This is a genomic window from Pseudomonas fulva (assembly GCF_023517795.1).
Lineage (GTDB): Bacteria > Pseudomonadota > Gammaproteobacteria > Pseudomonadales > Pseudomonadaceae > Aquipseudomonas > Aquipseudomonas fulva_D.
The window spans coordinates 3,935,242-3,956,112 of sequence record NZ_CP082928.1 but is presented as its reverse complement, the minus strand read 5'-3'; the positions used below and the strand labels follow the sequence as shown (position 1 = coordinate 3,956,112).

The 20,871-nt window shown below is 63.8% G+C and carries 27 protein-coding genes; 9 read left to right on the top strand and 18 right to left on the bottom strand.

The annotated features are described in order from the left end of the window. Window positions 1-258: 258 nt before the first annotated feature. The 5 genes from pyrC (at window position 259) to bfr (ending at window position 4,015) form a co-directional block, all read left to right on the top strand. The gene (pyrC, locus tag K8U54_RS18205; RefSeq protein WP_249907134.1) at window positions 259-1,305 is read left to right on the top strand and encodes a dihydroorotase; all 1,047 of its coding nucleotides are present in this window, start codon (window positions 259-261) and stop codon (window positions 1,303-1,305) included. After that, window positions 1,302-1,976, top strand: coding sequence for a ribonuclease T (gene rnt / locus K8U54_RS18200; protein WP_249907133.1), 675 nt, complete (start codon window positions 1,302-1,304; stop codon window positions 1,974-1,976). Before pyrC ends, rnt begins: the two co-directional genes overlap by 4 nt. A 5-nt stretch (window positions 1,977-1,981) precedes the next feature. After that, entirely contained in the window at window positions 1,982-2,914 is a 933-nt protein-coding gene (gene argC, locus K8U54_RS18195; protein ID WP_249907132.1) for an N-acetyl-gamma-glutamyl-phosphate reductase, read from the top strand. 207 nt (window positions 2,915-3,121) lie between these two features. After that, complete coding sequence (locus K8U54_RS18190) at window positions 3,122-3,340, top strand: bacterioferritin-associated ferredoxin (protein ID WP_070883855.1); 219 nt, start codon at window positions 3,122-3,124, stop codon at window positions 3,338-3,340. Between the two features lie 204 nt (window positions 3,341-3,544). Next, window positions 3,545-4,015 (top strand): bacterioferritin, encoded by a 471-nt coding sequence (bfr, locus tag K8U54_RS18185; RefSeq protein WP_042552039.1) that lies wholly within the window; start codon window positions 3,545-3,547, stop codon window positions 4,013-4,015. 237 nt (window positions 4,016-4,252) lie between these two features. Here the strand turns inward: bfr and fpr are convergent, their stop codons facing one another. After that, a complete protein-coding gene (gene fpr / locus K8U54_RS18180) occupies window positions 4,253-5,032 on the bottom strand; it encodes a ferredoxin-NADP reductase (RefSeq protein ID WP_070885588.1) in 780 nt (259 codons plus the stop codon). A 121-nt stretch (window positions 5,033-5,153) separates the two neighbouring features. Here fpr and K8U54_RS18175 point away from each other — a divergent pair, with 121 nt between their 5' ends. Beyond that, the gene (locus K8U54_RS18175; protein WP_249907131.1) at window positions 5,154-6,080 is read left to right on the top strand and encodes a LysR family transcriptional regulator; all 927 of its coding nucleotides are present in this window, start codon (window positions 5,154-5,156) and stop codon (window positions 6,078-6,080) included. 6 nt (window positions 6,081-6,086) lie between these two features. Here the strand turns inward: K8U54_RS18175 and K8U54_RS18170 are convergent, their stop codons facing one another. Both K8U54_RS18170 and erdR read right to left on the bottom strand, forming a co-directional pair. Next, window positions 6,087-6,458 carry a diacylglycerol kinase gene (locus tag K8U54_RS18170; RefSeq protein ID WP_249910471.1) on the bottom strand — a complete coding sequence of 124 codons (372 nt, stop codon included), beginning with the start codon at window positions 6,456-6,458 and terminating at the stop codon, window positions 6,087-6,089. Window positions 6,459-6,538: 80 nt separating this feature from the next. Beyond that, window positions 6,539-7,189, bottom strand: a complete 651-nt coding sequence (gene erdR, locus K8U54_RS18165) for a response regulator transcription factor ErdR (RefSeq protein WP_249907130.1) — start codon at window positions 7,187-7,189, stop codon at window positions 6,539-6,541. 157 nt (window positions 7,190-7,346) lie between these two features. On the opposite strand from erdR, the gene K8U54_RS18160 reads away from it, so the two are divergent. Then, entirely contained in the window at window positions 7,347-8,243 is an 897-nt protein-coding gene (locus tag K8U54_RS18160; protein ID WP_249907129.1) for a DMT family transporter, read from the top strand. On the opposite strand, the gene K8U54_RS18155 is transcribed toward K8U54_RS18160, so the two are convergent. Continuing rightward, a complete protein-coding gene (locus K8U54_RS18155) occupies window positions 8,227-8,937 on the bottom strand; it encodes a tRNA-uridine aminocarboxypropyltransferase (protein ID WP_249907128.1) in 711 nt (236 codons plus the stop codon). The two genes, K8U54_RS18160 and K8U54_RS18155, sit on opposite strands and share 17 nt — an antisense overlap. Window positions 8,938-9,178: 241 nt before the next feature. Between K8U54_RS18155 and K8U54_RS18150 the strand changes: the two genes are divergently transcribed. Together K8U54_RS18150 and K8U54_RS18145 are read left to right on the top strand one after the other, a co-directional pair. Next, window positions 9,179-9,580, top strand: a complete 402-nt coding sequence (locus K8U54_RS18150) for a quorum-sensing-regulated virulence factor family protein (RefSeq protein ID WP_070885594.1) — start codon at window positions 9,179-9,181, stop codon at window positions 9,578-9,580. Between the two features lie 51 nt (window positions 9,581-9,631). Continuing rightward, entirely contained in the window at window positions 9,632-10,693 is a 1,062-nt protein-coding gene (locus K8U54_RS18145) for an LOG family protein (protein ID WP_249907127.1), read from the top strand. A gap of 82 nt (window positions 10,694-10,775) precedes the next feature. On the opposite strand, the gene recX is transcribed toward K8U54_RS18145, so the two are convergent. From recX to K8U54_RS18075, 14 genes are all read right to left on the bottom strand, one after another. Beyond that, window positions 10,776-11,240, bottom strand: coding sequence for a recombination regulator RecX (gene recX, locus K8U54_RS18140; RefSeq protein WP_249907126.1), 465 nt, complete (start codon window positions 11,238-11,240; stop codon window positions 10,776-10,778). Beyond that, window positions 11,240-12,289: a recombinase RecA gene (gene recA / locus K8U54_RS18135; protein WP_027905707.1), complete on the bottom strand. Its 1,050-nt coding sequence runs from the start codon at window positions 12,287-12,289 to the stop codon at window positions 11,240-11,242. The genes recX and recA overlap by 1 nt, the downstream gene beginning before the upstream one ends. 83 nt (window positions 12,290-12,372) lie before the next feature. Further along, window positions 12,373-12,885, bottom strand: a complete 513-nt coding sequence (locus K8U54_RS18130) for a CinA family protein (RefSeq protein WP_249907125.1) — start codon at window positions 12,883-12,885, stop codon at window positions 12,373-12,375. 275 nt (window positions 12,886-13,160) lie between these two features. After that, complete coding sequence (locus tag K8U54_RS18125) at window positions 13,161-13,748, bottom strand: lysis protein (RefSeq protein WP_249907124.1); 588 nt, start codon at window positions 13,746-13,748, stop codon at window positions 13,161-13,163. Next, the gene (locus K8U54_RS18120) at window positions 13,745-14,284 is read right to left on the bottom strand and encodes a glycoside hydrolase family 24 protein (RefSeq protein ID WP_249907123.1); all 540 of its coding nucleotides are present in this window, start codon (window positions 14,282-14,284) and stop codon (window positions 13,745-13,747) included. Before K8U54_RS18120 ends, K8U54_RS18125 begins: the two co-directional genes overlap by 4 nt. A gap of 377 nt (window positions 14,285-14,661) precedes the next feature. Further along, entirely contained in the window at window positions 14,662-15,072 is a 411-nt protein-coding gene (locus K8U54_RS18115; RefSeq protein ID WP_249907122.1) for a hypothetical protein, read from the bottom strand. Between the two features lie 11 nt (window positions 15,073-15,083). Then, window positions 15,084-16,043 (bottom strand): hypothetical protein, encoded by a 960-nt coding sequence (locus K8U54_RS18110; protein WP_249907121.1) that lies wholly within the window; start codon window positions 16,041-16,043, stop codon window positions 15,084-15,086. Further along, window positions 16,043-16,570 (bottom strand): hypothetical protein, encoded by a 528-nt coding sequence (locus tag K8U54_RS18105; protein WP_249907120.1) that lies wholly within the window; start codon window positions 16,568-16,570, stop codon window positions 16,043-16,045. The genes K8U54_RS18110 and K8U54_RS18105 overlap by 1 nt, the downstream gene beginning before the upstream one ends. A gap of 4 nt (window positions 16,571-16,574) precedes the next feature. After that, complete coding sequence (locus tag K8U54_RS18100; RefSeq protein WP_249907119.1) at window positions 16,575-17,063, bottom strand: hypothetical protein; 489 nt, start codon at window positions 17,061-17,063, stop codon at window positions 16,575-16,577. Beyond that, a complete protein-coding gene (locus K8U54_RS18095) occupies window positions 17,056-17,634 on the bottom strand; it encodes a hypothetical protein (protein WP_249907118.1) in 579 nt (192 codons plus the stop codon). Before K8U54_RS18095 ends, K8U54_RS18100 begins: the two co-directional genes overlap by 8 nt. A 25-nt stretch (window positions 17,635-17,659) precedes the next feature. Beyond that, window positions 17,660-18,049, bottom strand: a complete 390-nt coding sequence (locus K8U54_RS18090; protein ID WP_249907117.1) for a hypothetical protein — start codon at window positions 18,047-18,049, stop codon at window positions 17,660-17,662. Then, complete coding sequence (locus K8U54_RS18085; RefSeq protein WP_249907116.1) at window positions 18,046-18,810, bottom strand: hypothetical protein; 765 nt, start codon at window positions 18,808-18,810, stop codon at window positions 18,046-18,048. Before K8U54_RS18085 ends, K8U54_RS18090 begins: the two co-directional genes overlap by 4 nt. Next, the gene (locus K8U54_RS18080; RefSeq protein ID WP_249907115.1) at window positions 18,807-20,396 is read right to left on the bottom strand and encodes a hypothetical protein; all 1,590 of its coding nucleotides are present in this window, start codon (window positions 20,394-20,396) and stop codon (window positions 18,807-18,809) included. Before K8U54_RS18080 ends, K8U54_RS18085 begins: the two co-directional genes overlap by 4 nt. Beyond that, complete coding sequence (locus tag K8U54_RS18075) at window positions 20,389-20,871, bottom strand: hypothetical protein (protein ID WP_249907114.1); 483 nt, start codon at window positions 20,869-20,871, stop codon at window positions 20,389-20,391. Before K8U54_RS18075 ends, K8U54_RS18080 begins: the two co-directional genes overlap by 8 nt.

Below are 20,871 nucleotides of genomic sequence, written 5' to 3'. Positions count from 1 at the left end.
CCTTGCCAAGTCCTCCAACGACGCATGGCGAGATTTCTCGCGCAACCCGTAGGGCCGGGCCCGTTTTGTCACGATGCGGCGTTTCTCGCCGGCTCATTTAGCCAGCTAAACTTCGCGGCTCGTGCCTTGCCTCGTGACAAAACGGGCTCCGGCGCGGCCGTGCGTGAAACGGCAACAGACCCTACCCATCTGCGGCGTGCCCCCGCCGCCCTTTTCCGGTAGCATTCCGGGCATGTTTCGCCCCGCCTGGAAGCCTCAATGACCGACCGCATCACCCTGCTGCGTCCCGACGACTGGCACATTCACCTGCGCGACGGCGCCGTACTGCCGCACACCGTTGGTGATGTGGCCCGCACCTTCGCCCGCGCGATCATCATGCCCAACCTGGTGCCGCCGGTGCGCAACGCCGCCGAAGCAGGTGACTATCGCCAGCGCATTCTGGCCGCACGGCCGGCTGGCAGCCAGTTCCAGCCGCTGATGGTGCTGTACCTCACCGACCGCACCACGGCAGAGGACATTCGCGCCGCCAAGGCCAGCGGCTACGTGTATGCGGCGAAGATGTACCCGGCGGGCGCGACCACCAACTCCGACTCCGGCGTAACCAGCCTGGACAACATCAGCGGTGCACTGGAAGCCCTGGCGGAAACCGGCTTGCCGCTGCTGGTGCACGGCGAGGTGACGCGCGCGGAAATCGACGTCTTCGACCGCGAAAAGGCCTTTATCGACGAGCACCTGTGCCGCGTCGTCGAGCGTTTCCCGACGCTCAAGGTGGTGTTCGAGCACATCACCACCGCCGATGCCGCGCAGTTCGTCAGGGAGGCACCGGCCAACGTCGGCGCCACCATCACCGCCCAGCACCTGCTGTACAACCGCAACCACATGCTGGTGGGTGGTATCCGGCCGCACTTCTATTGCCTGCCGATCCTCAAGCGCAACACCCATCAGCAGGCACTGCTGGAGGCCGCCACCAGCGGCAGCCCGAAGTTCTTCCTCGGCACCGACTCGGCCCCCCACGCCAGGCACGCCAAGGAAAACGCCTGTGGCTGCGCCGGTTGCTACACCGCCTATGCCGCCATCGAACTGTACGCCGAGGCGTTCGAGGAGCGTGGCGCACTGGACAAGCTGGAAGGTTTCGCCAGCCACTTCGGCCCGGACTTCTACGGCCTGCCACGCAATACCGACACCATCACCCTGGTGCGTGAATCCTGGGTGGCACCGGCCAGCCTGCCGTTCGGCGAGCAGACGGTGATTCCGCTACGCGCTGGCGAAACCCTGCGCTGGCGCTTGCTGGAGGCGGGTCAATGAGCGAAGAACTCTACGAAGACGATCAGGATCAACCGAGCAGCGGCGGCCCGCGCCATCCGATGGCCGCGCGCTTTCGCGGTTATCTGCCGGTGGTGGTGGACGTCGAGACCGGTGGCTTCAACAGTGCCACCGACGCGCTGCTGGAAATCGCCGCAACCACCATCGGCATGGACGAAGGTGGCTTCCTGTATCCCGATCACACCCATTTCTTCCGGGTCGAACCGTTCGAAGGCGCCAATATCGAACAGGCGGCGCTGGATTTCACCGGCATCAAGCTCGACCATCCGCTGCGCATGGCGGTGAGCGAAGAGCACGCCCTGACGGAAATCTTCCGTGGCTTGCGTAAATCCCTGAAGGCCAATGGCTGCAAACGCGCCATTCTGGTCGGCCACAACAGCAGCTTCGACCTGGGCTTCCTGAATGCCGCGGTCGCCCGCTGCGACCTCAAGCGCAATCCCTTCCACCCCTTCTCCAGCTTCGACACCGCCAGCCTCGCCGGCCTTGCCTATGGGCAGACCGTGCTGGCCAAAGCCTGCCAGGCCGCCGGCATCGAGTTCGATGGCCGTGAAGCCCATTCCGCCCGCTATGACACCGAGAAGACCGCCGAGCTGTTCTGCGGCATCGTCAATCGCTGGAAGGAAATGGGCGGCTGGGAAGACTTCGACGAGTGAATGCCATGAAAAAATACCAGATCTTCATCGATGGCCAGGCCGGCACCACCGGCCTGCAGATCCGCCAGCGCCTGGCCAACCACCCGCAGATCGAGGTGGTCACCATCGACCATGACAAGCGTCGCGACGTCGAGGCCAAGCTCGCGCTGATGCGCTCGGTCGACGTGACCGTGCTGTGCCTGCCTGACGACGCTGCCAAGGAAACCGCCGCCCAGGCCCGTGAAGTCGGCTGCCGGGTACTGGACGCCAGCTCCGCGCACCGCACCGCCAGCGACTGGGTGTTCGGCATGGCCGAACTGGCCAAGGGCCAACGCGAGGCCATCGCCAAGGCCGCTGCGGTGAGCAACCCGGGCTGCTACGCCACGGGCGCCATTCTGCTGCTGCGCCCGCTTATCGATGCCGGGCTGCTGAGCGCGGATCGTGAGCTGTGCATCAACGCCGTGTCCGGCTACACCGGCGGCGGCACCAAGATGGTCGAACGCTACGAGGGCGAAGGCGCGCCGGTCTATGCGGCCTACGGCCTGGGCTTCGATCACAAGCACATCCCGGAAATCCAGCACTGGAGCGGCCTCGAGGCGCGCCCGATCTTCCAGCCGGCGGTCGGCAGCTATGACCAGGGCATGCTGGTGATGATCCCCCTGCAGGGCAGCAACGGTGCCGAGCTGCACCAGGCACTGAGCGCCTATTATCAGGGTGAGCAGTTCGTTCAGGTGCAGCCCTACAACGAGATCGCGGCCGACACTGCACCCTTCATCACCCCCCACGGCCTGAGCGGCAGCAACCGCGCCGAGCTGCAGGTGTTCGGTGCGAGCAATGGTCAGCAGGCGCTGCTGGTAGCCAAGCTGGACAACCTGGGCAAGGGAGCCTCGGGGGCTGCGGTGCAGAACCTGAACATCATGCTGGGGCTCGAAGAAGGGCTGTGCACGCAGATCGGCTGAGCCCTGCCCGCCCCCCGAAAAACCGGCCACAGGCCGGTTTTTTATTGCCTGCGCGTCAGCTGTCCGGCCGATTTTCAAGGCCGTTTGCCGGCGCAGAGTACCGCCTGTCCAAGCGTCCCAATCAAGAGTCGGTTTATCTTTGACACGCATTCTCATTAACATTAGTATCCTTCGCCATCAGTCTCAGCCAAGCGACGGGCCAAGCCTATGTATGTCTGCCTCTGCGAAGGTGTCACCGACGGTCAGATCCGCGAAGCGATCTATGAAGGTTGCTGCAGCTACCGTGAAGTCCGTGAAACGCTGGGCGTAGCCAGTCAGTGTGGCAAATGCGCTTGCCTGGCCAAGCAGGTGGTACGTGAAACCCTGGGTGAAGTGCAGCAAAGTCAGGTAGCGATGGCCTACCCGGGAAATTTTGTTGCGGCCTGAATAAGCGTTTTTTTCAAGAACCGGATCTCGTATCCGGTTTTTTTATGCCCGAAATTCAATGATTTAGCGCCAAGACGCACAACTTAAACACTCTCATTTATATTTATTTTCACTTATATTTCAATAACTTACGTTTGACAGTCGTATTTGGCAAGCCCAGAATTCGCCATCGGTTACTTAATTCCAGGCAGGACGGGCTTCATCATGAAAGGCGACAAGACAGTAATTCAGCACTTGAACAAGATCCTCGGCAACGAGCTGGTCGCGATCAACCAGTACTTTCTGCACGCCCGCATGTACGAAGACTGGGGCCTGACCAAGCTGGGCAAGCACGAGTACCACGAGTCCATCGACGAGATGAAACACGCCGACAAGCTCATCAAGCGCATCCTGTTCCTCGAAGGCCTGCCGAACCTGCAGGACCTGGGCAAGATCCTGATCGGTGAGAACACCCAGGAAATGCTCGAATGCGACCTGCGGATCGAGCACAAGGCACACATCGACCTGAAAGCGGCCATCGCCTACTGCGAAAGCGTCGGCGACTACGCCAGCCGCGAACTGCTCGAAGACATCCTCGAGTCCGAGGAAGAACACATCGACTGGCTGGAAACCCAGCTGAGCCTGATCAAGGCGGTAGGTCTGCAAAACTACCTGCAGTCGCAGATGGAAGAATAAGCTGGGAGCAGCTGTACAGAAAAACGGGAGCCAAGGCTCCCGTTTTTTTAACCTTTGATCTGGGCATAAAAAACCGGAGCGCCCAAAGACACTCCGGTTTTTTAATACAGGCGCTAGGAGCTTGCGAGCTAGAGCCCTGCAAGGCGAAAACTGGCGAAAAAGCGGAGTGTACTTTTGTACATGAGCATTTTGAGCCAGTTTTCAACGCAGCTGGGCCGACGCGCAGCTGGTCCTAACTTACTTCTCGACGAATGCGCGCTCGATCAGGTAGTCACCGGGTTCGCGCATGCGCGGCGAAATCTTCAGGCCGAAGCTGTCGAGTACTTCGCTAGTTTCGTCGAGCATGCTTGGGCTACCGCAGATCATCGCCCGATCGTCCTGCGGGTTGATGGGTGGCAGGCCGATATCGGCGAACAGCTTGCCGCTGCGCATCAGGTCGGTCAGGCGGCCCTGGTTCTCGAACGGCTCGCGGGTCACGGTGGGGTAATAGATCAGCTTTTCCTTCAGCGCGTCGCCGAAGAACTCGTTCTGCGGCAGGTGCTCGGTGATGAACTCGCGGTAGGCCACTTCGTTGACGTAGCGCACACCGTGCACCAGGATCACCTTTTCGAAGCGCTCATAGGTTTCCGGGTCCTGGATCACGCTCATGAACGGCGCCAGGCCGGTGCCGGTGCTGAGCAGGTACAGGTGCTTGCCCGGGTTGAGGTCGTCGAGCACCAGGGTGCCGGTGGGCTTCTTGCTGATGATCACCTCGTCGCCTTCCTTGAGGTGCTGCAGCTGCGAGGTCAGCGGGCCATCGGGCACCTTGATGCTGAAGAACTCCAGGTGCTCCTCCCAGTTGGGGCTGGCGATGGAGTAAGCACGCATGAGCGGACGGCCGTTTTCCTGCTGCAGGCCGATCATCACGAACTGGCCATTCTCGAAGCGCAGACCCGGGTCGCGGGTGCACTTGAAGCTGAACAGCGTGTCATTCCAGTGGTGAACACTCAGAACGCGTTCGTGGTTCATGTTGCTCATGTACGGGGCTCCTGAATACGTCGGGCGCGCTGATTCGTAAGCGCAATTGCGCGGCATTCTAATCGCGGCCAGAATATCTGTTAAATGAATTATCAAGATATGGGTTATCGGTTATATAGATATGCGATTCACATTGCGTCAACTCCAGGTATTCGTCGCCGCTGCTCAGCAGGAGAGCGTCTCCAGGGCGGCCTCACAGCTGGCCCTGTCGCAGTCGGCGGCGAGTACTTCGATCAGCGAGCTGGAGCGACAGTCCAGCTGCCAGCTGTTCGATCGCGCCGGCAAGCGCCTGAGCCTCAACGCCATGGGCCGCCAGTTGTTGCCCCAGGCGGTCGCCCTGCTCGACCAGGCCAAGGAGATCGAAGACCTTCTGAACGGCAAGTCAGGCTTCGGCTCGCTGGCCGTCGGCGCCACCCTGACCATCGGCAACTACCTGGCCACCCTGCTGATTGGCGGCTTCATGAAGGTGCACCCGGAAAGCCAGGTAAAACTGCACGTGCAGAACACCGCACATATCGTGCAGCAGGTGGCCCATTACGAAATTGATCTGGGTCTGATCGAGGGCGACTGCAATCACCCGGACATCGAGGTGCAGAGCTGGGTCGAGGACGAACTGGTGGTGTTCTGCGCGCCGCACCACCCGCTGGCCAAACGCGGGCATGCCGGCATCCGCGAACTGAGCGGCGAGGACTGGATCCTGCGTGAGCAGGGCTCGGGCACACGCCTGACCTTCGACCAGGCCATGCGCCACCACTCCGACGCCCTCAACGTGCGCCTCGAGCTGGAACACACCGAAGCGATCAAGCGCGCCGTGGAGTCAGGCCTGGGTATCAGCTGCATTTCACGGCTGGCACTGCGCGATGCCTTTCGCCGTGGCAGCCTGGTGCCGGTGGAAACGCCGGACCTGGACCTGCGCCGGCAGTTCTATTTCATCTGGCACCGGCAGAAGTACCAGACCGCCGCCATGCGCGAGTTCCTAGACATGTGCCGGGCGTTGACCGCCGGTATCCGCCGCAGCGACGAGATCGTGCTGCCGCCAGTGCGCTAGCCGCTGCTAGCCAAGCAGGATGATCGCCCAGACGCTGGCGATCAGGGTCAGGGCAACCAGCTGGGCAGCGCTGCCCATGTCCTTGGCAGTCTTGGACAGTGGATGCAGGTCGAGGGATATGCGGTCGATCGCCGCTTCGACCGCCGAGTTGAGCAGCTCGACGATCAGCGCCAGCAGGCAGACGGCCACCATCAGCGCCCGCTCTACGCGACTGACATCGACCAGCAGGGCGATCGGAATCAGCACCACGTTGAGCAGCACCAGCTGGCGAAATGCGGCCTCGCCGGTAAATGCGGCGCGCAGGCCATCGAGCGAATAGCCTGCGGCATTGAGAATACGCTTGAGACCGGTTTGTCCTTTGAACGGCGACATGGGCAGTGAGCTATGACAGGGAAAGGCGCGCAGGGTACGCGAGCACACCGTGAAAATCCCGTGAAATCCACGGGACGAAGCTGCAATCAGGCAGCCGGCACGGACTCCAGCTGCTGCAACAGCAGCGCCGCCTGGGTACGGGTGCGCACCCCCAGCTTGCGGAAGATCGCCGTGACGTGGGCCTTGACCGTCGCTTCGGAGACGCTCAGCTCATAGGCGATCTGCTTGTTCAACAGGCCTTCGCAGACCATGGTCAGCACGCGAAACTGCTGGGGCGTGAGGCTGGCCAGCCCGGCGCTGGCGGCTTTCGCCTCGGAGGACAGGCTGACCGCCTCCTCGCTTTGCGGTGGCCACCAGACTTCGCCTTCCAGCACCTGGCGTACGGCCTGCTGCAGCACTTCCAGCGAGCTGGACTTGGGAATGAACCCGCTGGCGCCGAATTCGCGGGCGCGTACCACCACGGCCGCTTCTTCCTGGGCGGAGATCATCACCACCGGAATCTGCGGGTACTGCCCGCGCAGCAGCACCAACCCGGAGAAGCCGTAGGCGCCGGGCATGTTGAGATCGAGCAGGACCAGATCCCAGTCGGTCTTCTCGGCCAGCCGGGCTTCCAGCTCGGCGATGCTGGCGACTTCCACCAACCGCACGCCGGAGCCGAGGCCCATCGTCAGGGCCTGCTGCAGCGCGCTGCGAAACAGAGGATGATCATCAGCTATCAGGATTTCGTAAGCGACCATTGCAGATCCTGTTCTTTTTATAGGCATACCGTGCTGCAGACCCCATCTGCCTGACAGCATGACGTACGGCGCCCACCAGCATGCCGAGCGCAGGCGGGGTGGTCAAGCACAGCGCTTTGCGGCAAAGTCTGCGCCCTTTTGCAGGGAGCTCACCACCATGGCCAACCACGCGCTGCGCGCCGACCTGCTGATGCTGGTCACCGCGATGATCTGGGGCTCGTCCTTCGTCGCCCAGCGGCTGGGGATGGACGCCATCGGGCCGTTCCTCTACAGCGGCCTGCGTTTCGCCCTGGCGGTGGCGGTGCTGTTGCCGGTGATCATGCTGCTGCGTCGCCGCCGCGCGCAGCCGGCCTCGTCCATCAGCCGCCCGCTGCTGCTCGGCGGCAGCCTGATGGGCGCCGTACTGGCGCTGGGCATCAACCTGCAGCAGGTCGGCCTGCTGTTCACCAGCGTCACCAACTCGGGCTTCATCACCGGCCTCTACGTGATCGTGGTGCCCCTGCTCGGCCTGCTGCTGGGCCACAAGACCGGCCTGGGCATCTGGCTGGGCGCCTCGCTGGCGGTGGTCGGCATGTTCCTGCTCAGCGTCGGCGATGGTTTTCATGTCGCCTCCGGCGACCTGCTGCAGCTGGCCGGCGCCTTCGTGTGGGGCATCCACGTGCTGCTGGTGAGCGTGTTCGCCGCCCGCCACGACGCCCTGCTGCTGGCCCTGGTGCAATTCATCACCTGCGCCGTGATCAGCCTCGCCCTGGCGCTGGCCTTCGAGCACCTGCCCGGCGCCGAGATCATCCAGGCGCTACCTGCGATCCTCTATGGCGGCCTGTTTGGCGTGGCGGTGGGCTTCACCTTGCAGGTCATCGCCCAGAAGCATGCAATCGCCTCCCACGCGGCGATCATCCTGTCCCTGGAGGCGGTGTTCGCCGCCATTGCCGGTGCCCTGCTGCTGGGCGAATCGCTGTCCTCGCGCGGCTACCTCGGCTGCGCGCTGATGTTCGCCGGCATGCTGCTCGCCCAGCTGTGGCCGAAACCTGCTGCGCTTACAGGAAGGTCTTGAGGCGCTCGTGCAGGGCATCGCCGAGATCCACGGCACGGGGCGCCTTGGCGGCCAGGTAATGCTCGCTGAACACATCCAGGTAGGCGTTCAGCGCATCGGCGGCACGCTCGTCGCCGGCCAGCTCCAGGCACATGGCCGCGACCTCGGCGGTGCACAGGTGATCGTCACGCTTGGAGCGCCGTAGCCGATAGCGCGACAGCGCCTCCGGCTGCAGACTGAGAACCGGCAGGCCGTCCAGATACGGGCTCTTGCGAAACATCTTGCGCGCCTGGGTCCAGGTGGCATCGAGCAGCACGAACAGCGGCCGCTTGCCCGCCGTCGGCTCCACGCAGGTCACCACCCGCTCGGGCCCGGCATATTCGCCAGGAAACACCAGATAGGGTTGCCATTGCCCGTCATCGAGCAGGGCCGGCAGCGCCGGATCGACTTCGGTGCGTGACCAGCCGAAGGCCGAGGTATCGGCCACCACGTCGGCGATCAGCCAGCCGGTATTGCTCGGTTTCAGCGCCTCGACATCGTGCATCACCAGGCACACCCCCGAGCGGGCGGATACCTGCGGCTTCCACGCGCACAGGCAATGGCTGGCGGCCAGCCGGCAGTCCGGGCAGCGCGCCGCTCGCGAGCCCCTGGCCAGAAACGGTTTGACGCTGCGTGCCAGGCGTGCGGCGCGCAATGCGTGAACGGCATGGCTCATGGGCGTACGCCCGGTTTGGAGATCACGCGATGAAAAGCAGGGAAATGCATGGCTGGCGAACCGCCTGACGAGAGGGGCCCATAGTTTATCAAGGGCAGGCCGCCCGGTGCCGCTCAATACGCACGCCGCAGTGACCGCAAGCTTGGTAACATCGATCATCGGTCGTCGACTTGATTCGCCAGAACGAACATAACCAGCAGCACCCGGTCTATTACCGCTCACTGCCTTCAGGAGTCTGCCCATGCAGCGCATCGCCCTATCCGTTATCCTCGCCAGCCTGCTCCTGCCAGCCGCTCACGCCGCGTCGCTCAAGGATTATGAGCTCACCAAGACGCTGGAAAAAGTGGCCAAGGAAAGCAGCGCCGGTACGCCACGGGCCATCAACGAGGACATTCTCGACCGCGGCTACAGCGTCGAAGGCAACGAGCTGATCAATCACCTCAGCGTGCGCCCCTCGCACGCCTCGCAGATGCGCGGCAACCCCGATACGGTTCGCGCGCAACTGACCAACAGCGTGTGCAGCAACCCGGGGTTTCGCAAGCTGCTGGCCAGTGGCGCGGTGCTGCGCTATGAGTTCAGCGAGATCCAGAGCAACCGCCCCATCACCACCGAGCGATTCAACAAGGTCGACTGCCGTCTGTAAGTCACTGGACTGTGCTAGAACTCGCGGCATTGACGCATAAGGAGTAGCGCAATGGACGACCACGCGAACGGCAACCTGCCTGCCAGCGGTGATGCGCTGGCGGCCGAGCTGGACGCCCTGGCAACGCGGATGACCCCCGCCGGCAGCGCCAACGTTGCGCTGTACCGGGAAATGCTCGCCACCGTCGCGCGCATGGCCCAGGCCGACCGCAACCGCTGGGACGCCAAGATCATGCTGCAGACCCTGCGCGAACTGGAACGCGCCTTTGCCATGCTCGAGCGCTTCCGCCACCGCCGCAAGGTCACCGTGTTCGGCTCGGCGCGCACCCAGCCCGGTCACCCGGTCTACGCCCTGGCCCGGGAGCTGGGCAGCACCCTGGCCCGCCATGACCTGATGGTGATCACCGGCGCCGGTGGCGGCATCATGGCTGCCGCCCACGAGGGCGCGGGCCGCGACAACAGCCTGGGCTTCAACATCACCCTGCCCTTCGAGCAATCCGCCAATGCGGTCATGCAAGGCAGCGACAACCTGCTGTCCTTTCATTTCTTCTTCCTGCGCAAGCTGTTCTTCGTCAAGGAAGCCGATGCGCTGGTGCTCTGCCCCGGCGGCTTCGGCACCCTGGACGAGGCCCTGGAAGTCATCACCCTGATCCAGACCGGCAAGAGCCCGCTGGTGCCGGTGATTCTGCTCGACGAGCCGAATGGCACCTTCTGGCAGGGCCTGCTCGATTACATCCGGCAGAACCTGGACAGCAACGGCTACATCCTGGCCAGCGACATGAACCTGATGCGCCTGGTACAGGATGCCGAGTCGGCCGCCCAGGAAATCGATCGTTTCTACGCCAACTACCACTCCAGCCGCTGGCTGAAGGATCAGTTCGTGGTGCGCATGCGCCATGCGCTCAGGGAAGACGCAATCGCCCAGCTGAACCTGCAGTTCAGCGACCTGTGCAAGCACGGCGACATTCAGCAACAACCAGCCGGTGACGAACTCGTCGACGGCGCCGAGCTGCATAAACTGCCAAGGCTGACGTTCGCCTTCAGCGGACGTAATGCGGGACGTTTGCGGGAGTTGCTCGACGTGATCAACCAGCCGGAGCATTGGCTGAGCTGAACACACGTTGAAAGGAAAGGGACGCCTGGGCGTCAGGGGGCGGTGAACCGGGCGGTTCAACCTGAATGGCTGGGGCTGTGGATCAGTCGTCGAACCCGCCACGCAGCAACTGACCGACCAGATCCATCGGGTAGCCGCGATACACTAGGAACCGCATCTGCCTGGCTCGCTCGCGAGCCTCGGCCGGAAGCTCGCCGGCAAACTTGCGTTGCCAGGTTTCTCGCAAGCCTTCACGCCAATCGATACCGCTGTCACGCAGCGCCTGGTCGATATCCGCTCGCGCCAGGCCGCGCTGGGAGAGATCATCGCGGATGCGCTGCGGGCCGAAACCCGAGCGCGCGCGGTAACTGATGAAACTCTCCAGATAACGCGCCTCGGACAACAGCCCTTCTTCGCTCAGGCGATCGAGGGCTGTTTCGATGTGCTCGTCGCTGGCGCCGCGCTGGCGCAACTTGCGCGCCAGCTCGACGCGGCCATGTTCGCGACGCGCCAGCAGATCCATGGCGGCATGCCGCACCGCTGCGGCGTTATCCAGAACAGCGGGCATCAGAAGTCCGCTTCGGTATCCACCAGGTCATTGGCCGGCGCATTGGCCTTGGCAGGACCGGAAACCACCAGCAGCTTGTCACGGATCTGACCTTCGATCTCGCGGGCCACTTCCTGGTTGTCTTCCAGGAACTTGGCGGCGTTGGCCTTGCCCTGACCGATCTTGTTGCCCTTGTAGCTGTACCAGGCCCCGGATTTCTCGACCAGGCCCTGCTGCACGCCGAGATCGATGATCTCGCCGTTGCGGTAGATGCCCTTGCCGTAGAGGATCTGGAACTCGGCCTGACGGAACGGCGGAGACACCTTGTTCTTGACGACCTTGACGCGGGTTTCGCTGCCGACCACCTCGTCGCCTTCCTTCACCGCGCCGGTACGGCGGATGTCGAGACGAACCGAGGCGTAGAACTTCAGGGCGTTACCGCCGGTGGTGGTTTCCGGGCTGCCGAACATCACGCCGATCTTCATGCGGATCTGGTTGATGAAGATCACCAGGCAGTTGGCATTCTTGATGTTGCCGGTGATCTTGCGCAGCGCCTGGCTCATCAGGCGAGCCTGCAGGCCGACGTGCATGTCGCCCATCTCACCTTCGATTTCCGCCTTCGGCACCAGGGCGGCAACGGAGTCGACGATGATCACGTCGATGGCGTTGGAGCGCACCAGCATGTCGGTGATTTCCAGGGCCTGCTCGCCGGTATCCGGCTGCGAGACCAGCAGGTCGTCGACGTTGACGCCCAGCTTGCCGGCGTAGTCGGGATCCAGCGCGTGCTCGGCGTCGACGAAGGCGCAGGTGGCACCGGCCTTCTGCGCTTCGGCGATGACCTGCAGGGTCAGCGTGGTCTTACCCGAGGATTCCGGGCCGTAGATTTCCACGATACGGCCCTTCGGCAGACCGCCAATGCCCAGTGCGATGTCCAGGCCCAGGGAACCGGTGGAGATGGCCGGAATGGCCTGACGGTCGTGATCGCCCATGCGCATAACCGCGCCCTTGCCGAACTGTTTCTCGATCTGGCCCAGGGCAGCCGCCAACGCGCGCTTCTTGTTCTCGTCCATTGTATTCCTCACGTGATCAGAAGGGCCTGACGGCCAATAACTGTATAAGTAGACAGTATTATTCCACAGGGTTCGGCACTCGCCTACCCCGCAGCAGGATTTTCTTCGACCAGTAGTCGCAACAGCCCCCGCAGTGCGGCTTCCACCGTCTGCCGGCGCACCGCATCACGGTCACCGGGGAACTGGAAGCGCCGACTGAACAGCGTTTCGCCATCGCCCCAGGCGATCCACACGGTGCCGACCGGCTTCTCCTGGCTACCGCCACCCGGCCCGGCCACGCCGCTGACCGCCACCGCATAGCGGGCGCCACTCTGCGTCCGGGCACCCTGCACCATGGCCTCGACCACCTCGCGGCTGACCGCGCCCACCCGGGCGAAATGCGCTTCGGGCACGCCCAGCTGGCGGGTCTTCTGGGCATTGGAATAGGTCACGAAGCCGGCCTCGAACCAGGCCGAACTGCCGGCTACACGGGTAATGGCCTCGGCTATGCCGCCGCCGGTACAGGATTCGGCGGTGCTCACCTGGGCGCCCTTGGTCAGCAGTGCCTGGCCGAGACGGGCGGCAAGTGCGGTGATGGGCCGATCATCGATATTCATCTGCGCTCCGGGGTTAAAGCGGGGGGTGTCGATACCGTACACTACGCGCTTTTGCGATTCAGCCGGACACTCGACACGATGAGCCAAAGCGACCTCTCCAGCCACACCCCGATGATGCAGCATTAGCGGATTATCGTGGCTGAAAGCCCCGCCGTGCGTGGCTCCCTGCCCTATCTGGTCTAATACTCTGCCAGCATTTAGCTGGGCTACAGGCCAGTAAATGCGAGATTGCCGAACTTAGTATTAGACACCCGTCTCGCCCGTCCTGGGCACACTTACCCTCCCCCTTTCGACACCTTTTCAACGTACGCCTGGCATGCCGTCAGGGCGATGATCGCCCGGTCGCCTCGGTTGGCGATGCCGACAATTCGTTGAGCAGCTCCTGGGTCAATGTCGGCTCGGCCGGCGCCATCCACCAGGCATCCGGCGCCGGCGGGCGTGGGCAGTGCGTTGCTACTGCCACTACCTGCGGCGCCGGGGTTGGCGATGAGGACTGACAGCCGGAGCTCAGCAGTAGCGAGGCGATCGCGCAGGCGAGCAGCATTCTTTTCAGCATCGGAGAGTTTCCCGTATTGGGCGGCGGATGATGCCTGCAGCTGTTGCTCGAGCAGCAGGCGCTGTTCCTGGTTGCGGCGCTCCTGATCCGCGGCGGCGCGGCCGATCTCGGCCAGGGTGGCGGCATGCAACCTGTCCCGGTCAGCGAGCTGCGACTCAAGCGCCCGGCCCTGCTCGGCCATCTGCTCGCCCAGGCGCCAGCCTTGAGCGGCCCAGCCAATGCCGGCGCCGGCGGCGATCAACGCCAGCGCCAGCACACCCAGGGCCAGGGCCCGGTACTGCACGGGGATGAATGCTGGCCAGCTCATGCCGCCATCTCCCCGCCACACGCAGTGAACATCGCCAGCAGCTCGCCCTCGGCGCACGGCTCGGCCGCGCGTTCTTCGTCGTAGATCTGCAGCAGGGTTTTCAGGGCATGCTCGCGCTGGCCGTAGCCGGCGCCGGGCAGGCTGGCCCAGATGGGGGCGGCGGCGGCGATGGCTTCTTTGATGCGACCGGCCTGGATGTGGGGAAGCGCGCCGCACTCGGTGAGCAGCTTCACGGCGGCCAGGTCCTGCGCTTCGGGCGTGAAGCGGCCGCGGAAGTTGTAGAGGCGCACGATGCTGTCCCAAGTGCGCGCCAGGAACTGGTAGCGGCCGGCGGCGGTGGACTTGATGCCGTAGCGCGGCAGAGGCACAAGCACGCGCGGGTGCTTGCTGTAGTCGGTGAACAGCTTGCCACCGACCAGCACGTTGTAGCCGTCGTCGCTGGCCTTGATGGTCGATGTGCCTTCGCTCCACGCGAGCATATCGAGAAAGGCGAGCACGTTCGGGCCGCCCGCCTGGGCAGCATAAATTCGGGCCATGGTTCTCTCCGGGCATTAAAAAGCCCGCACGCGGCGGGCTTGATGGATACTGTGGGATCAGGCCACCGTGACCTGCATCGTTGCGGACTGCGCCGATCCGGCGCTGTTGCGGGCCACCACATAAACGAAGTGGTTGATCACTGAGGTGTTGATGCTGAACAGGAAGCTGGTACTGGCCGTTGTGCCCCGCAGAGTGAAAGATCCAGAACTGCCAGCGCGGTGCCACACTTCGTATTGATCCGGCAGGCCACCAGACCCGCGATCCCATGCAGCGTTGATTTGGCTCGATGAGCCGCCACCCTGGGTTCGAAGGTTCTGCGGCGCCCCGGGCGGAGTAAGCGCTCGGGGCCGGGTGAAGCCCGCCACTACGCCCGGTATCACGGCTGAATAGCCAGTGCCGCGGAATCCGGGCTTAGCGCCTTCATCACCGCGGCCAGCTTCGCTTCGGCCACATCAGCGCGCCGCGCCTGCTCCTCGATCTGCTGTTCAGCGGTATCGGCTCGCCGGGTTTCGTCGGCCAGCAGTTGCAGACGCGCTTCGTGTTCGAGCGCTGCCTCGTGTGAGCCGAGGATGATCTTGCCGGCCTCCTGGCCAAACAACTCTGCAAGCGCGCTCGGCAGTGGCTCGCCAACACCGACCACTGGCATGGGCTCGCTTACGCGCAGCTCTTGATCGAACACGCCGTCTCGCATCAGGTCGACCGCCTCGCGGTACCGCAACGTGTAGCCGATAGCAGTTGGGAAATCCAGGATGATCTGGCGAACGCGGGTTTGTTCAGTGAGTGCCATGGTTTTCTCCATTAAGCGGCCACGGTCTGGCCGATCAGATCCCACTCGTTGGTGGCAACCTTCTTGAGGGTGGCTGTCATGTTCTGCGTCATCACCAGTGTGCCGCCGGCCGGAGGGTTGATGACTACACCTGAAGCGGCGGCAATAGTGAGGTTGGCGTTCGATGCACGGCGCAGGGTTACTTCGGCTCCGATTGGAATTGGCTGGGAGCTGTTGGCAGGGATAGTGAATGTCGTAGCACTGGGAGCCGTCAGGCGACAGTAGAGAGCGCCTGCATAAAAGTCGCCTACCCCAACTGTGTTGCCTGACGCAGAAGCTAACTCGACAACACGAGCGCCAGTAGTGGCCGCGACAATAGCCGCCTGGGTCTGCGAGATAGATGAGTAGTTGCTTAGATTTGTATTGCCCGTGTGCAGCAGCGTGACCCAAGGCTCATAGGCGCCGTTGTACCCCCTACGCACCGCAAACTCATTACTCAACATAGCCGCCGATATATCGAAAGCTGTGTTGACGTTTTTAATGTGAAGAACGTTGTAGTAATCGCCGGGGGCAGGGTTTAAATATCCCCCAGCACCGAATCCATAGGCAGCAGTCGGGTATTCGTAAAGCGCCTTGGTATCGCTTCCGGGCGCCTGCAGACTAGTCCGTGCGGAATGCCCCATCCATCCGCCCGATTCCACTAGCATGACGTCTCCAGGGTTTGCGTCCAGGGTGGCATTTTTAAATGCAGCACTTCCTAACCCAGTAACCGTGCTGGCCGGCTGCGTTCCCGTATGGTTCGCCCGGTTGAGCAGCGTAGCGTCGGTGCTGTTCGCAGTAGCGCCATTCTGCACGCCGTTGAGCTTGGCCTTGTCGGCGGAGGGCATCAGCCCGGCTTCGAGCGTGGTGGCCAGCGGCAGGTCGAGCGTGTCACCTGCTGGCAGCTGCTGATCGCGCCCGCCGACGCGGACGAGTGGACGGCGGGCAGTCATTACAGAATCACCGGGTCGTAGTCGTTGGTCACCAGCTCAGTAGCCGAGATCGCAGTGCCGATCAGCTGGCTGACCTTGGTGCCGCCCTGGTTGGCCGGTAGGGTCTCGTCCAGCGGCGTGTTGGTCACAGCACCCGCGGTGCCGAGCCAGTAGTCAGCGCCAGGCGTCAAACCGGTCAGGGCGGTGTTGGCCGAGTCCAGCGGGTATACGGTAGCCGTGGCAGCGTTGGCAACGGCGGCCAGCACGAAACCATCGGCGCGGCGTCCGTTGCTGTTGTCCGCCTTGCGCACGTTGAGGGCGCCCGCATTGGTGTGGAAGTTGACGAAGTTGCCAGCCGTCAGCGCCTCGCTGGCCGGGATCTGCTTGGTGTTGGCACCAATGCCGACGGGCAGCACGCTGGAGTCCAGGCGGCCGGTATCGTCTAGCGCCACCAGGTCGCCGGCGTTGGCCGCGCCGCCAGAGATCACGGTCGCCACGATCTGCCGCAGCTTGCCGCTGACCAGACGCAGGTAAGTTTTTGCAGCCATGGTGTTACTCCTCTGCCAGCGCGATCGGCTGGTCGATGTTGATGATGATGCGGGTGGGTGAAACGGCGTTGCCGATGAACAACAGGTGTCCATCCAGCGGAGGGATCTGAGTTAGGGTGCCGGCGGGGCCAAGCCACACCGGGCCGGGCTGCCAGCTCCAGGCGGCGTCATCGAGCGGGCCGGAAAGCTGCAGGTTGATGAGCTCGCCCTGCTCCACCGCCGTGAGCGTGATGCCGGCCACCTGGTCGATATGCTCGGCGTCCTGCAGGTCTAGGTAGCGCACAACCCCTGCCCACTCGTACACGACGCGCAGAGCGCTGAGCTGTTCGCCGGCGATGCGCTGCACAGCCGAGCCGCCGGCAGGGCCGGGATCACCCTGGCGACCAGCCGGCCCCTGCTCCCCACTGGCCACCACCACCGCCGCCACCTGCTGCGGCTCGACCACCAGCACGAAGGGCGCGGCGTCGACGAGCACGGTCGGTGCTTCAGCCATGGCAGCAGCCTCCGTTGACTGTCACCCTGCCCTGCAGCCAGCGCTGCACGCTGCCGTCGGTGAAGGTGATGTCCAAGTTGTAGCGGGCCTCGTTCCAGTCGATGGCTGCCGTTTGAACGGCGGTCATCTCCAGCAGCAGGCGGCCCAGGCCGGCGATGGCCAGGCCACCGTTCTCGGTTGTCAACTCGATCGGCTGGGCAGCATCTGGGGTGATCAGCAGCACGGCGCGGCATCCGGCCAGGTCAACGGGCAGCTGATACACCAGCGTGCCGCCCTGGGCGCGCTGGCCCAGGCCGTTGAGGTCGTTGTAGTCGAGGGTGTCCGCGTCCACCGCCCTGGCGATACGGAACGGCTCGCGCTGCTTGTCGCGGTTCAGCGCTGACCAACTGCTGCCCTCCACCCACGTCGGCCAGTCGCCGGGCAGGCCATGCGCTGGCACGGTGAGGCGCAGCGGCGCACTCTGCTGGATGGCCGTGATCGGACGGTAGGTGTAGGTGGGCTGCATCAGCAGCAGCGGTTTGCGCAGCGTGGCGCCTTTCGTTACGGGCAGGTCGAGGCAGGCCGGCTGCATGGCTGGCTACTCCAGGGCAAGGGGATCAGTACTCGGTGAGCGGGGTTACGCAAACCATCAGGTCGCCGTTGGCCACCGGCCGGAGTTCGACGCGTGAATGACGCGCCGAGGTTAGAAAACTGGGTGGGCTGCCGCTGATCTCGACGTTGGAGAGCAGTCGATTGGGCAGGTTGAAAACGAACTGCACGCTCGTCGCTACAACGCCGTCGAAGTACTGCAAGTCGTTGATGTCATAGCGCTCACCCGCCGCATCGCTCAATGGACCGCCGATCAGCGCCCACTGCGACACATTCTCGGTTCGGCCCGTGCAAATCCAAACGCCTTGATCATCACGGTTGAAGTAGTGGCTGTTGATTTCGGCGGTCACGACGCCGTTCGGGTCGCCGGCACCCTGGTATTCATGTTGTACGCTCACGCGGTTGCCCCTGTAGTCAGTTGATTGCCGGCGCTGTCTACCAGCGGCTGGCCTTGTGAATCGGTGAGCTCGTTAGCACCGCCCGCGCCGCTAACCTGGATATCGATGCGGCGCTGCTCGCCGGCCGCCCAGCCGCCTGTGCTAGTGACCGTCCATTGCCACTGGCCGCCGTCCTCGCTTGGCGTGAAGGTGGCATCAGCCGCCAGCAGCAGGCCGTAGCCTTCCACCTCGACAGCCTGAAGCACATCACCCGGCACCTCGCCGCCGGCCAGGCCGAGCACGAACAGATCGGCACCCTGCAGAAAGGCCACGCCGATCAACTGGCGATCGCCAGCCCCAGGCACCGATACGGATTGCGGCTCGATACTGCCGAGCTGGTTGCCCTGGGCGTCAAGGAAGTAGCCCAGGAAAAAGCCGTTGTCGCCCACCGTCACCAGCTGTCCGCCCGCGCCGCCTTCCAGCGCCGCCACGCGGGCCTGTAGATCAGCCACCGCCTGCAGCAAGTCCGTGAGCACACCGGCGGTGAGCGCGTTGTAAATCACGCTGCCAGCCGGCCAGTTCTGCTCGAGCGTGCCCTCCCGGCCGCGCTGCAACGTGGCAGTGCCGCTGGCCACCACCGCGTCGATGATTTCCCAGCGCGTCGGCTCGGCGGCACTGTCCGTCAGGGTCAGGCGGTACGGCCCATCCGGCAGATCCAGCGCGAGCGACGTCGCGCCGAGCGCCAGGGTGACGGGCCGGCTCCAGTTGTTGACGTAGTTCATATGAATCCTGCGATGGTTCGCCCAGGCATATCGCACTCGCGCACGGCCTGGCCGGTGATGGGGTTATAGGCGGCGTTGTAGATGAAGTTCGGTACCAGGCCGCTGCCAGAAGTGCGGATCGGGTATTCGGTGGTTTCACCCACCACCCCCAGCGGCGTGAGCAGCGGACCCCAGAACGTTTTGTAGCCGGGCTGGCCGGTCAGGGTGTAGCTCTCGAACGTGGCGAGCGACACCCAGTTGCGCCGGACCACCGCGCTCACCGTGAAGTAGTTTGTGGCCCACAGCGCCGCGGGCAAGTAGATCAGGCCCGCGTCATTTCGAGGGTTCAGCTTGTCCAGCGATTGCAATGTGCCGGGGGCAACCTCCTCTTCAAGCGTGCGCTGCAGGCCCGCGGATGCCGAGTCATTGGTTACCGAAGTGCCGGTAGCCCGCCCACCCGAAGGCTGCGTGAGCGTAACCAGCCGATCGGAATCCATGCTGGTGTCGATGCTCGCGCCCCTGAAGCTGAAGGCCAGCTCATAGTGATAAGTCGACGTATAGCGCTGCCGCGTCGGTGGCCTGGGCGGTTCTTCACCGGGCTGCCAGGGCTCACAGGTGCCAGATTCAGCGTTGGGCTTGCCCCACTGGTATGAATCAGTTGTGGTACTGATCGTCTCGCTACGCTGGTCGGCATAGCTTGCGGTGATGAAGTCAATGTCATCACCCGCATACACCGCGCCGATCACCACACCCGTGCGCTTGCTCTCCCACCCACGCGACCCGTTATCGCCGCTGGTTTCGTTGGGCCTGTCCTGCACTTCGGGATGCGAGGTACAGCTCGGGTAACCGTCCGAAACGCTGGTCAGGCGCTGGAGGCTGCTGCTCACCGTGAAGCTGTAATTGCCCAGCAGCTCGGCTGCAGTGCGCCGAATCGTAGCCGCACCCTTTACCTCGCCCTCCTCATCCAGGCTCAGCACCAGCTCGATGATCGCCACCATGGTGGTGGCCCAGCCCGCGGTATCTGCCAGGCCGGCCAGGCTTACACCGAACAGGTGGCGCGTGCCGTCCGGGCTGATATCCAGCTTACTCAGCCCGTAGCTCGGCACGGGCATTATCCTCGAGGCCAGCGAGCCGTCGTACTCGATCGCGGCCTTGGACCAGTCGAGCTCGACGTCAGCCAGCGGCATCTGCGCAAGCGTCCGGCCCACGCCGCCGCGCGGCTGTGCCTCGAACAGCAACTGCCCATCGAACACACTGCCGGAAATGAACAAATGGCGGGTCAACTCACCCAGGCGCACCGGTAAGAACAACCCGCCGCCCACAATCCGACGGCCGAGCAGCTTGCCGCCAGCGGCCTCGATCTCTGCGTTGGGTGGCGGGTCCGGCATGCCGATGTCCCACAAGAAGCCGTCCTGCTGCGCGGCGTAGTCCGCCATCCGGTGGTTCTCGCCCAGGTACCTTGAGTAGAACGCCGGCATGGGCACCGGCGGCCGGCCGTCCAAGGGGTCAAGCATGATTTGCGGGTTGCCCTGGATGGTGTACACCAGGCCGTGGTACGGCAGCGGGTCGATGGCCGTGATCGCGCTGGGCGGCCAGTTGCTAGCCATTCGGGTTCTCCGGTGGTTTCGGGTTGCCGTTTTCGTCCAGGTCGGCAAAGCCCTCGACGATGATCTGCCGGCCCTCGGCGTCGACCATCACCATGCGGGCGATCTTCTTCACCGCGAAATAGCCGCTGGCATCGAAAGTCGGCACGTAGCTGGGCTCTTCCGAATAGATGATCTGTTGCACGGTCAGCGGGCTGGCGATGCCACCACCGCCGGAGCTGGCCGGCGGCGGGGTATAAACGCCCGTGCCGACGTTGCCGGCCAGGCCGCCACGCGGTTCCTGCCGTTGCAGTGTGCGCTGCTGCCTAGGCTGGCTGACGAGGGCGTTGATGTCCTGCACCTGCTGCTGGCCGGTGCGGCGCTCGATCATGTCGCGGCCGATTTGGCGCCGCTGGGCTTCGTTGTTCTTGCCGATGCTGCGCCGGTTGGCCTCGTTGGTCTTTCCGATGCCCCGGCGAATCTCCTCGTTCGTCGCCAT